The organism is Clostridium gelidum (assembly GCF_019977655.1).
Classification (GTDB): Bacteria; Bacillota; Clostridia; order Clostridiales; family Clostridiaceae; genus Clostridium; species Clostridium gelidum.
In genome coordinates, this window is record NZ_AP024849.1 from 976,114 (window position 1) to 988,144 (window position 12,031).

The 12,031-nt window shown below is 28.6% G+C and carries 11 protein-coding genes; 8 read left to right on the forward strand and 3 right to left on the reverse strand.

The annotated features are described in order from the left end of the window. The first annotated feature begins 24 nt into the window (after positions 1-24). The 6 genes from psyc5s11_RS04595 to psyc5s11_RS04620 all read left to right on the forward strand — a co-directional run bounded on the left by psyc5s11_RS04595 (position 25) and on the right by psyc5s11_RS04620 (position 6,071). Complete coding sequence (locus tag psyc5s11_RS04595) at positions 25-1,947, forward strand: PrkA family serine protein kinase (protein WP_224038119.1); 1,923 nt, start codon at positions 25-27, stop codon at positions 1,945-1,947. 8 nt (positions 1,948-1,955) lie between these two features. Beyond that, on the forward strand, positions 1,956-3,125 hold the full coding sequence (locus psyc5s11_RS04600; protein ID WP_224036460.1) for a YeaH/YhbH family protein: 1,170 nt from the start codon (positions 1,956-1,958) through the stop codon (positions 3,123-3,125). Between the two features lie 63 nt (positions 3,126-3,188). Further along, positions 3,189-4,559 carry a SpoVR family protein gene (locus psyc5s11_RS04605; protein WP_224036461.1) on the forward strand — a complete coding sequence of 457 codons (1,371 nt, stop codon included), beginning with the start codon at positions 3,189-3,191 and terminating at the stop codon, positions 4,557-4,559. A 244-nt stretch (positions 4,560-4,803) separates the two neighbouring features. Further along, positions 4,804-5,346, forward strand: a complete 543-nt coding sequence (locus psyc5s11_RS04610) for a rubrerythrin family protein (protein ID WP_224038120.1) — start codon at positions 4,804-4,806, stop codon at positions 5,344-5,346. 13 nt (positions 5,347-5,359) lie between these two features. Beyond that, a complete protein-coding gene (locus psyc5s11_RS04615; protein ID WP_224036462.1) occupies positions 5,360-5,692 on the forward strand; it encodes a hypothetical protein in 333 nt (110 codons plus the stop codon). Positions 5,693-5,723: 31 nt separating this feature from the next. Then, complete coding sequence (locus psyc5s11_RS04620) at positions 5,724-6,071, forward strand: hypothetical protein (protein WP_224036463.1); 348 nt, start codon at positions 5,724-5,726, stop codon at positions 6,069-6,071. Positions 6,072-6,308: 237 nt separating this feature from the next. Here the strand turns inward: psyc5s11_RS04620 and pssA are convergent, their stop codons facing one another. Beyond that, complete coding sequence (gene pssA / locus psyc5s11_RS04625) at positions 6,309-6,842, reverse strand: CDP-diacylglycerol--serine O-phosphatidyltransferase (protein WP_224036464.1); 534 nt, start codon at positions 6,840-6,842, stop codon at positions 6,309-6,311. 207 nt (positions 6,843-7,049) lie between these two features. Between pssA and psyc5s11_RS04630 the strand changes: the two genes are divergently transcribed. Both psyc5s11_RS04630 and psyc5s11_RS04635 read left to right on the forward strand, forming a co-directional pair. After that, positions 7,050-7,928 carry a YegS/Rv2252/BmrU family lipid kinase gene (locus tag psyc5s11_RS04630; RefSeq protein WP_224036465.1) on the forward strand — a complete coding sequence of 293 codons (879 nt, stop codon included), beginning with the start codon at positions 7,050-7,052 and terminating at the stop codon, positions 7,926-7,928. A 51-nt stretch (positions 7,929-7,979) separates the two neighbouring features. Further along, on the forward strand, positions 7,980-8,636 hold the full coding sequence (locus psyc5s11_RS04635; RefSeq protein ID WP_224036466.1) for a hypothetical protein: 657 nt from the start codon (positions 7,980-7,982) through the stop codon (positions 8,634-8,636). 230 nt (positions 8,637-8,866) lie between these two features. Here the strand turns inward: psyc5s11_RS04635 and psyc5s11_RS04640 are convergent, their stop codons facing one another. Both psyc5s11_RS04640 and psyc5s11_RS04645 read right to left on the reverse strand, forming a co-directional pair. After that, positions 8,867-9,406: a hypothetical protein gene (locus psyc5s11_RS04640; protein ID WP_224036467.1), complete on the reverse strand. Its 540-nt coding sequence runs from the start codon at positions 9,404-9,406 to the stop codon at positions 8,867-8,869. 479 nt (positions 9,407-9,885) lie between these two features. Next, a complete protein-coding gene (locus psyc5s11_RS04645; protein WP_224036468.1) occupies positions 9,886-11,940 on the reverse strand; it encodes a YgiQ family radical SAM protein in 2,055 nt (684 codons plus the stop codon). Positions 11,941-12,031 lie beyond the last annotated feature (91 nt).

The window sequence follows — 12,031 nt, forward strand, 5'->3', positions numbered from 1 at the left end:
AGGGAGGGAGGAGTGTTTATGAGTATGAACTTTAGAGAATTTATAGAAACCGATAGAGAAAAAGGTAACACCCTAAGATTTGAAGGCAAATTTTTAGATTATCTACAGCTTGTTAAGGAAAATCCAGAAGTAGTTATTCTTGCCCATAAAAGAATTCATGAGATGATTAATAGAAGAGGGGTAGAAGAATTAAAAGCTGAGGAAAATCCTAGAATACGTAAAATCTATGGAAATGATCTAATAAGAAGATATGGTTTTTTTAAGGATGAATTTTATGGAATTGATAAAGTTATTATGAAGCTCGCTAGTTATTTTAAATCAGCAGCTATGAAGGGAGAAGAAGCAAGACAAGTTTTATATCTTGTTGGTCCAGTTGGTGCGGGTAAATCATCTATAGTTGAAAGTTTAAAATCTGCATTAGAGGATTGCGAACCTGTTTATGTTTTAAAAGGATGTCCAATGCATGAGGAACCACTTCATCTTATTCCAAAACATTTAAGACCTAGATTTGAAGAAATGCTTGGAGTACAAATTGAAGGAGATTTATGTCCTGTATGTAAGTATAGGCTTAATAATGAATTTAATGGAATGTATGAAGATTTTCCTGTTGAAAGAACAGGATTTTCTATTAGGTCAAGAAAAGGAGTAGGAGTAGTGCCACCGGTTGATCCTAATAATCAAGATACTTCAATTTTAACAGGTTCAGTTGATATATCTAAGATGGATTTATATTCAGAAGATGATCCGAGAATATTTTCTTTAAATGGAGCGTTTAATGTTGGAAATAGAGGGCTTGTTGAATTTATTGAGGTATTTAAAAATGATGTTGAATATCTTCATACAATAATTACTGCAACTCAAGAGAAATCTATTCCATCACCGGGTAAAGGTTCTATGATTTATTTTGATGGAGTTATAATTGCTCATTCAAATGAAGCTGAATGGACTAGATTTAAGTCAGACCACACAAATGAAGCTATATTAGATAGAATAGTAAAGGTTGAAGTTCCATATTGTTTAGAACTTGATGAAGAAGTTAAAATATATGAAAAAATATTAAAAAAGAGCAATTTCAAGGCTCATATAGCACCACATACTATTGAAATTGCAGCAATGTTTGCAATACTTTCAAGACTTGCTGCTTCAGCTAAAGCAGATGCTATGACTAAGCTTAAAATTTATAATGGAGAAGAAATTGTTGAAAAAGGAACTACAAAGAAGATTGATATTGGAGAGCTTCGGGAAGAAGCAGGCCAATACGAAGGAATGAAGGGTATAAGTACAAGATTTATTATAAAAGCTATAGATAATGCTCTTTCGGAATCAGGATATGATTGTATAAATCCACTTAGCATAATGGAAACTATAATAAGATCTGTTAAAGATCTTGATATTGCAGCTGATGATAAGAAAAGATATTTAGGATTTATTCAAGATAATATTAGAAAAGAATATAATAAAATCATTGAGAAAGAGATAACTAAGGCATTTATACACTCATTTAGAGAACAAGCTGAGAGTTTATTTAATAATTATATAGATAATGCAGAAGCATATGTAAATAAGAGTAAAATAAAAGATCTTTCAACAGGAGAAGAATTAAATCCAGATGAAGACTTTATGAGAAGTATAGAAGAACAAGTAGGTGTATATGCTGCATCAGCTAAAGGATTCAGATCAGATGTTACTTCATATATGTTTTATATAGTTAGAAAGGGTGGAGGATTGGATTATACTTCTTATGAGCCTTTAAAAGAAGCTATAGAAAAGAAACTAACAGCTTCAGTTAAAGATTTATCTAGAATTATAACTAGGTCAAAGGTTCGAGACAAAGAACAAGCTGAAAAATATGATTCTATGGTGGAAGAAATGAAAAAGCAAGGGTATTGTCTTCATTGTTGTGATGTAATTTTAAAATATGCTGCTAATAATTTATGGAGAGATTAACGTAGGTTATGGCAATATTTAGGGACTATACCAATAATAAAATTGATCACGACAGATCCATAGAAGATAGAAGAAGACACAGGCAACTTGTAGAAAAATCAATAAAAGAAAATTTAGGAGATATATTATCAGAAGAAAGCATTGTTGGAGAAAGCAAAAATAAAAAATTTAAAATACCAATTAAAGGAATTAAAGAATACCAATTTATTTATGGAAAAAATTCTAAGGGCGTAGCTAGTGGAGTTGGAGATGAAAAAAGAGGAGAAAAGTTAGGAAATGGAAACAAGAAATTAGCAAAAGGAAATCAAGGAGCAGGAAATGACGAGGGTGATGATGTTTATGAAACAGAAATCACTCTTGAAGAATTAATGGATTATATATCAGAAGATTTAAATTTGCCTAATTTAGATGAAAAGAAATATTCGGAAATAGTAACTGAAACTAGTGGCAAAAAAAGGGGATATCAAACACATGGAATAAGACCTAGACTTGCAAAAAAGAAAACAGTTATGTCCAAGATTGCAAGAAAACAAGGAAAGAAAAGAGCACTTCGGGAATTGGGAAATAAACAGGAATTAGAGAGATTTCCATTCAAAGAAGAAGATTTGAAATATTATCGGGTTAAGATGAAACCAAAAAAAGATAGTAATGCTGTCATGTTATTTATTATGGATGCTTCTGGTTCAATGGACATAACAAAGAAATATTTAGCAAGATCATATTTTTTTGTACTAGCTACTTTTTTAAAAAGAAAGTATAACAATATAGCATTTGAATTTATATATCATACGACTGTTGCAAGAAGAGTTGATGAGTATGAATTTTTTCACAAATCTGAATCCGGGGGTACCTATATATCAAGTGGAATTAATGAAGCATTAAAATTAGTTGAAGAAAAGTATCCACCAGCAGCATGGAACATATACAGTATATATGCAAGTGATGGGGATAATTGGTCAGAAGATAATGAAAGGGCAGTTATAGCAGTTAAAAATATATGTAAAGTTAGCAATATGTTTGGTTATGCAGAACTTTTACCATCAACATATACAACAACAATGTATTATAAGTTTACAAAAGAAATAACGGATGAAAAATTTGTTCCTGTAATTATAAAAGAGAAAAAGGATTTATGGGAAGCACTTAAGATTATGCTTAGGAAGGAGTTAGGCACATGAAAAAAATATACAAGCATACTGGTCTATTATTTTTAGAATGTGCATGGAAGGAGGAATAAGAAGTTGGAGTATGGTTTTAGTGATATTGAGAACTGGAATGAAAAAATAGAAAAAAAGGTTAAGGGATATGGATTAGATTTTTATCCTCAAGAATTTGAAGTCATAGGTTTTAATGAGATGATAGGATATGAAGCTTATGTTGGAATGCCATCAAGATATCCTCATTGGAGTTTTGGTAAATCTTACGAAAAAAATAAAACCTTGTATTCTCTAAACCTTACAGGTCTTCCTTATGAAATGGTAATTAATTCAGATCCTTGTTTAGCATATTTAATGAAAGATAATACATTATTACTGCAAATATTAACAATGGCACATGTATATGGACATAATGATTTTTTTAAAAATAATAGATTGTTCAAACAGGGAACTAATGCGAAATATACTTTAGAAATGTTTAATTTAGATGCAAAAATAATAAGAGAATATATTGATAATCCCAGCATAGGATATGGTGAAGTCGAGAGAATATTAGATGCTGCTCATGCTATAAGATTTCAATCTAAAAGGAATATTGGGATAAAAGAATTATCAAATGATGAAATTAAAGAAAATATATTAAAAGAGTATGAAAACAAAAGAGAAAATAGGAATATTTTAGATTCATATAAAGAAATAAAATTACCAGATTTAGAAAAGATTCCATTAGAACCTGTAGATGATCTTATTGGATTTATAATAGATTATGGTCATTTAGAAGATTGGGAAAAAACTATTCTAAAAATAGTTAAAAGAGAAACTGAATATTTTATTCCACAAATTGAAACTAAAATAATGAATGAAGGTTGGGCAAGCTATACCCATTATAATATTTTAAAACAATTAGAATTGCCGCAAGACTTACATTTTGAATTTTTAAAAAGGCATAATGATGTAATAGCACCTGCAATAGGGGGATTAAATCCATATTATATTGGTTTTAAGATATTTGAAGATATTGAAAAAAGGTATGGAAAAGAAAAAATATTTGAAGTTAGAGAAATTGAGAGAGACTCTTCTTTCTTAAGGCGTTATTTAACTAAAGAATTATGTGAAGAATTAAATTTATTTCAATATAATGTGAGGAGCTTTGATACTATTATTGAAGAAATATCAGATAAAACTGGCTGGAAAACCATAAGAGATACACTTTCGTATACTGCAGGTATGGGGAATATACCATATATTAAAGTTGTAGATTTAAATAAGAGAAATTATACATTAACTTTAGAAAACGTCTTTGATGGTAGAGCTTTGGAGCTTTCTTATGCTAAAGAAACATTAAAATATGTACAAGAACTTTGGGGGCATGATGTTAAATTAATTACTAAGTCTGATGATAAACAAGACGTGACTTTAATTTGTAATCAAGAAAAGAAGATCATTGTATCTTAAAACAATTAACAATTGACAAGGTACAACTGACAATTAAGGAATAAATTCCAGTGAAATTAAAAAATGTACACAGATAAAAAAAGCACGAAGTGCAATCAAGAACAATTCACAGATAAAAAAAGCAAGCACTGTTTCATTAATTGTGCATTGCTAATTGTCAATTGTACATTGGTAAGAAAGTAACAAAAAAATTAGAAATGAATATTCTGTTTATGTGAGAGAATAATATTTTTAGGAGATTATGATGAACTTAAAGGGAAGTAAAACAGAAAAAAATTTATTTAAAACATTTGCAGGAGAGTCAAGAGCAAGAAATAAATATACCTTTTATGCAGATAAAGCTAGAGCGGATGGATTTATGTATGTTGGAGAAATATTTGATGAAACTGCAGGAAATGAAAAGGCTCATGCTAGAGAAGTATATAGAAGATTTTTAGATAGAATTAATAGTACGAAGAATAACTTAATAGAATCAGCACTTGGGGAATCAGAAGAAAGTAAAGTTATTTATAAAGAATTTGAAGAAACAGCAAGAGATGAAGGGTTTGATGAAATTGCAGATTTCTATAAAGAACTTCAAGAGGTAGAAGAACATCATAAAGAAAGATTCTTAGAATTAGCTAAAGAAATTAAGTATGGGACAATATTTAAGTCAGATAAAGAAGCGAAATGGTTATGTTTAAATTGTGGATATATTTATGAAGGTAAAGAGGCACCTATGAAATGCCCATTATGCAAATATCCAAGATCATATTTTAAAAAACTAGATAAGAAGGATTGCAAATAGGGGGGCAAAATAGATGATTTTTAAGTATCCAGAGGAATTCATAGTTCCAATTGTGTATGTTCAAGATTTGAAAGATAAAACTTTTTATAGATTACAAGAGTCTAAATCATTAAAACGAGATGAAGAGTTAAAAGAAAATGAAATATTTCTAGCAAAGGCAGATATATATGGGGGCGTTAAAAATAAACACATAAATTTCTTCAAGATGGATGAAGAAATATTACAAGAACCTATAATTAATGAAGATATAGTAGAAGCTGATTTGGAGGATGAAAATACAAAAAACATACTAAGTGATATAGATGAGGATTATGCAAATAGTGAAACTTTGAATATGAAAGTATAATAGTGAGTATTAATTTTATAAGGGATAATATATGAGGTTTGAGGATTTAGCTAAAAAGCAATATGAGGACATAGACAATTTAAGTACATTATTAAAAAATTATGTAGATGCTTATAGACTATTAATTGCAGGAGCATCAGAATTGAATAGTGTGAATTTAACAAAAAAAAGTGAAATGAGAAAAGCACTAGAAAGAGTTGAACAGGTTGGTGAATTAATAGATAAATTAGTGAGTATATTAGATAAATGTGAAGGGTCATATTTAAAATATTGCAAGATTAAATATGATTATATTACAATAAGCACAGAAAAAGATAAGATATTCACAGAAATAGATAATGAACTGAATTTTCAAAATTCTGAAAGAGAAGAAGATTAAAAGTAAAGTTTTAAGGCACTAGAAAGAGAATAACAAGTCAATGATGCGATGTATATTTTGCGTCAGACAAGGAGGTATATTTACCTCATAGCGGGCTATTAGGTGAATATACCGACGCAGTATAGCGCAGAATAGACTAGCATGCTGACTTGTTATTTTTTTGCTAGTGCATAATATAGAACAATAAAAACTCTGTCTCAAAATTGAAAGACAGAGTTTTTTATTAATCCGTATATTTTAAACTTTCTTTAATCTAATCGTACTTACCATCAAATATGAACCAATAATCATTAATAAAAATGAAATGTAAATTAACATTGTCATGTCTAAATTAAGTTGGATAACTATTATTGAAAAAAGAGCCATAAAACAACCAACTATTGTTATTGGTACACCAGTAAAGGAACCATCAAATTCAGCAGCATTAAATCTAGCCAATCTATATGCTCCACAGATCGGGAATAATAATAGTACTGCAAAACCTAATAATCCTTTTGGCCCAAAAGATTCAAGCTTAAATAATAAATATACTAATATAGATGGTGCTACTCCAAAAGAAACCAAATCAGCCAAAGAATCTAACTCTTTACCTAAATCGCTAGAAACATCTAAAAAGCGAGCTATCCTTCCATCATACCTATCTACCAATCCTGCAAGTAAAATAAATACACCTGCCATTGCATACTTTTCATCCATTGCTGATAATATAGATATAACTCCACAAGATAAATTAATAAAGGTAAATACATTAGGAATACAACTTTTCCTCATCAAATCACTCCTAAAATTATATAAAATACTTATAAAGCAATATTATAGCATAAAAATAAAAATAATATAAGGCCTAACTTAACTTTAAGATTGTATTAAGATTGTGTAGTATCGACATTAAATAAGTAAAATGATATAATGAAATTTATCTGATAGCCAGTATATGTAATAATTTGATATGAAAAATTTATGGAGGTAGGTTAATTTATGAAAAATGTACGGTTCATATACAACCCATACTCGGGAGAAAATAACATAATAAATGAATTAGATAATGTTATAAAATTGCATCAAGAAGCAGATATGACAATTGTTCCATATAGAATTCAAAAGGGTAAAGATTTAGCAGAAGCTTTAGATATAATAGATGAAACTTATAGCTATATTTTAATAGCTGGTGGAGATGGGACAGTAGATTCTCTAGTAAATGCTATGAAACATAGAAATATAAATATACCTATAGGAATATTACCAGTTGGAACTGCAAATGATTTTGGAAAGTTTATTAATATGTCAAGTGACATACAAGAAGCGTGTAGGCAAATTTTAGATTCAAAACCAGTAGCAGTTGATGTAGGTAAAATAAATGATGACTACTTTATAAATGTTGCTAGTACAGGACTTTTTACTGATATATCTCAAAAAATAGATGCAAATTTAAAAAATACAATAGGAAAATTAGCATACTATTTAAAGGGTATTGAAGAATTACCTAACTTTAGAAAATTAAAAGTAAAGCTATCATCAAAAGAATGTGATTATGAAGGTGAGATGTATTTACTTTTAGTGTTTAATGGTAAAACAGCTGGGAGTCTTAATTTAGCGTATGAAGCAGAAATTACAGATGGGAAATTAGATGTAATAATGTTTAAGGCTATACAAGTAATGGAATTATTACCATTATTTATAAAACTATTAAAGGGAGAGCACTTAGACTCAGATAAGGTTGTTTACTTTAAAACAGATGATGTATATATTGAATCACCAGAAGATATTGTTACAGATATTGATGGAGAAAGAGGTCCAGATTTTCCTTTAAGAATTCAATGTATTAAAGGTGGAATTAAGCTTTTAGGTATAAAATAGAATAAATTATAATAAATATAAGTAACAGGAATGTGGATGGGAGCGTAATTTGTGAATTTTGCATACTATTTGATTTTGTTACTTATAATTTTTTTGTCTTTTTCTATTATGAAAAAGAATTTAGAAGTTTCACCAAAGAAAATAAAAATTTATTTAACACTGGTAATTACATTATTTTTGTTAAGAAATATAGCATTATTTCTTTTATGTATATTAAAAAATAGCACTATAATATATTATTTAAAATCAATAATATTTTTAAATCACTTATCAATTCCACTTATGATACTTGCTATAACTTATGTTTATTTAAGGTCAGAGAAATTCAATTTTGGTGGAAACTATATTATTGCAATAATAATATGTGCTATTTACATAGGAATAATATATATTTCTAAAGTAACAGTACAAGTAAGCTACTTATATGGATTTATATTAGAAATAGATAAAGAAACAAATTTATTTTTATTTTCATTGATATTACTTGGGGTAATGCTTATTTTAAATGTAATTTTATTAGATAAACCTTTTGCGAATAAAATGGGAATATGGTTTGTAATTATTGCAATTTCAATAGTAATAATAGAAGATATTGTTATTTTAGGTGGAATTAAAATTTTTCCTTATTCAGTAATAGGGGATGTGATATTCCTTATAATTATGAATTTAGTGTTAAAAGGTTTCAAGATGTATCCCAAAAATAATTAGTCAATATTAGGCACAATCAAAAAAATAACAAGTCCATTTGCCAGACTATTTTCCATCGTGCTGCATCGGCAAATTGACCTAATAGGACCACTATGAGGTTAATTCGTCTCCTTGCCTGATGAAAAATATTCATGGCAATTTTGGACTTGTTATTTATTTTCATGTGCCTTAATGTGCAAAAAAGATCACCTACTGTTTAATTTCAATAAATCAAACAGTAGGTGATCTTTTTATGCTGTATAGTTTGATAATTTTCCAGAGTAAATTAAATTTAACTCAGATAAAGAAGTAAAATCTTGTGGACGAACTAGAGAAAAGTGTTTTTCGAAATTTATAGATTTAGAGTCATGTAATAAATATGCAACGAATTGTGAGCATACATAGTGATGTTCTCTATGATATGGAATATTAAATAACATTGTAAGTAGTCCTACAAAGTTATAACTATACTTGTCCTCATTTCTTTCAAATTCCTCGATTGATTTTTGCAAACTTAAATATTGTTTCTCAGATATTGAAATACGATAAATCTTACATAAAGTATTATCATGTAATTTATATACACCTTTATTAATATCTTCTTTAACAAAACCAGCGAATATAGGAATATATAAGTTTTGTCTTGCAAAACTATATAAGGATTCTAAATTTTCATCAAGTGCTATAGATGCATGATTATATGGAGCATGTGTGAATAATTGTAATACTCTAGAAAATTTTGTTCCTGTTTGAGTTATCATAATATAAGCATCTTTCTTAATAATCACCATCTCCATTTCACTTAAATTATATCTTTTATATAAAGAAATAATGTTAATTTATATTTAACATTTTAAATAAATTAAATTTTGAATAACATAATTTTATCTAACAGAATATATTATATACCTTATAGTAACATAAGAATAGTAGTTTTATATACATGAATAATTTTGAAGTAATGTTTACTAGGGATAAACCATATGACATTTACCATTTGTGTCACTAAAATGAAAGAAGTAAATCCTAGGTTCTAAATTTATAAAACTATTGAATTAAATAGACGGAGTTAAAATGCCTAGAATTTTAGAATTTTAGAATTTTAGAATTTTAGAATTTATAGTAATAATGCTGGGTAAAGATGATCTAGAAGAATAGATTAAAGTATTAAACGTCAAATTAATAATATAAGCCAAAACATCTCAATGGAAATTTAAATTTAAAATAGCTACCTTACGAATATCCTGTTATATTGTAAGATAGCTATTTTCTAATGTACTCTTTTTTTAGTATTGTTGTTCTTTTTAGCAGAGTTTTTAGTATTTTTATTTGAACTATTACCCAAATTACTATTTGAGTTCTTCGAATTTGTATCAGAAGTGTTTTTAGAATTATTATTTCTAGGAACACTTGAGTTTTTATTAGAAGAGTTATTGCTATTTATATTAGAATCATTATTTTTAGTTGCATTATCAGTAGAAGATTTACTATTAGCTTTATGCTTGCCTTGATAGCCAAGCTTTCCAGGAACAAATCCTATTAAGCAATCTTTTCCGTTACCAATTAAATCTTGTCTATTAGCCTTCATTAAGGCTTTCTTAACCTTTAAATGATTCTTAGGTACAGCAAATTGTATTAATGCTCTTTGCATATCTTTTTCTTCAGAAGTTCTTGGAATATAAACTTCTTCTCCTGTAATTGGATTAACTCCGGTGTAATACATTGTAGTTGATAAACTGCCTGGGGTAGGATAAAAATCTTGTACTTGTTCTGGTGTATATCCCATTTGTTTTATATATTCTGCTAGTTCTATTGCTGCCTTTAAATCTGAGCCAGGGTGAGAAGACATTAAATAAGGAACCAAGAACTGCTTTTTATCTAGTTTATCATTTATTTGAAAATATTTATTAACGAATCTATCATAAATTTCCTTTGTTGGCTTACCCATTTGATTTAATACTCTTGGAACAACATGCTCTGGAGCAACTTTTAATTGACCACTTATATGATGTTCACATAATTCTTTAAAAAAGGAATCATTTTTATCATGTATAAGATAATCATATCTAAGTCCAGAACGAATAAATACTTTTTTTATTCCAGGAAGAGTTCTAACTTTCTTTAAAAGTGAAAGATACTCTGTATGATCTATTATTAAATTTTTGCAGGGAGCTGGGAACATACATTGTTTATTCTTACAAGTTCCATGCTCTATTTGCTTATTACAAGCTCTATGTCTAAAGTTTGCAGTAGGGCCACCAATATCATGGATGTATCCTTTGAAATTAGGCAAAGTTGTGAGTAGCTTTGCTTCTTCAATTATTGATTCTTGACCTCTGTTTTGAATAACTCTTCCTTGATGGAAAGTTAAAGCACAGAAAGAACATGAACCAAAACATCCTCTATGACTAGTTATTGAAAATTCAACTTCTTGTATTGCAGGTATTCCGCCGTTTGCTTTATATATTGGATGATATGTCCTTGTATAAGGTAAATCATAGGTCATATCCATTTCAGCTTGAGTTAAGTCTTCTTGAGGTGGATTTTGAACTAAATATCTGTCGCCATATTTTTGAACTATGGTTCTGCCATTTATAGAATCTTGTTCGTAATATTCTAATTTATAGGCCTCACCATAAGATTTTTGATCAGTAGATACTTCTTCAAAGGAAGGTACTATAGCTGAATTTTTAATATTTGATATATCTTTAGTTAAATAACAAGTTCCACGTACAGTAGTAATGTTTTTAATACTTGCCCCATATCTAAATAAATCAGCAATCTGAATTATAGTCTTTTCACCCATGCCATACATTAGCAAATCAGCTTTTGAATCCACGAGAATACTGCGTCGTACCTTATTATCCCAATAATCATAATGAGCAAAACGTCTAAGACTTGCTTCTATTCCACCAATTGCAATAGCTACATCTTTATAAGCTTCTCGTATTCTATTACAATAAACTATAACGGCTCTATCTGGTCTATGCCCAGCTTCACCGCCAGGAGAATATAAATCCTCACGTCTTGTCTTTTTAGCAGCTGTATAATGATTAACCATAGAGTCTATATTTCCTGAATTGACTAAAAAACCATACTTAGGTTTGCCAAGTTTTTTAAAGTCTTCACAATCATGCCATTTTGGTTGAGCTATAATTCCAACAGTAAAACCTTGTGCTTCAAGGGTTCTACCTATAATAGCAGTTCCGAAAGAAGGATGGTCTACATAAGCATCACCAGAAACAATAATAAAATCTAGTTGTTCAATTTTTCTTTTTTCTAAATCTTCTTTACTAATAGGTAAAAATTCCTTGCAAAGTTTCATATATTATTAACTCCAATTCTTTAAATTTTTTAAGGTTTAGTTTCATGCACATAAAATACAGATCAAATGTATACTGTATATTTGAATGTGC

Excerpts from the sequence above, each read along its gene's own strand:
- pssA (WP_224036464.1), bottom strand. The coding sequence starts at position 6,842 with ATGAGGAAAAGTTGTATTCCTAATGTATTTACCTTTATTAATTTATCT.
- psyc5s11_RS04595 (WP_224038119.1), top strand. The coding sequence starts at position 25 with ATGAACTTTAGAGAATTTATAGAAACCGATAGAGAAAAAGGTAACACC.
- psyc5s11_RS04610 (WP_224038120.1), top strand. The coding sequence starts at position 4,804 with ATGAACTTAAAGGGAAGTAAAACAGAAAAAAATTTATTTAAAACATTT.
- psyc5s11_RS04615 (WP_224036462.1), top strand. The coding sequence starts at position 5,360 with ATGATTTTTAAGTATCCAGAGGAATTCATAGTTCCAATTGTGTATGTT.
- psyc5s11_RS04640 (WP_224036467.1), bottom strand. The coding sequence starts at position 9,406 with ATGGTGATTATTAAGAAAGATGCTTATATTATGATAACTCAAACAGGA.
- psyc5s11_RS04620 (WP_224036463.1), top strand. The coding sequence starts at position 5,724 with ATGAGGTTTGAGGATTTAGCTAAAAAGCAATATGAGGACATAGACAAT.
- psyc5s11_RS04600 (WP_224036460.1), top strand. The coding sequence starts at position 1,956 with ATGGCAATATTTAGGGACTATACCAATAATAAAATTGATCACGACAGA.
- psyc5s11_RS04630 (WP_224036465.1), top strand. The coding sequence starts at position 7,050 with ATGAAAAATGTACGGTTCATATACAACCCATACTCGGGAGAAAATAAC.
- psyc5s11_RS04645 (WP_224036468.1), bottom strand. The coding sequence starts at position 11,940 with ATGAAACTTTGCAAGGAATTTTTACCTATTAGTAAAGAAGATTTAGAA.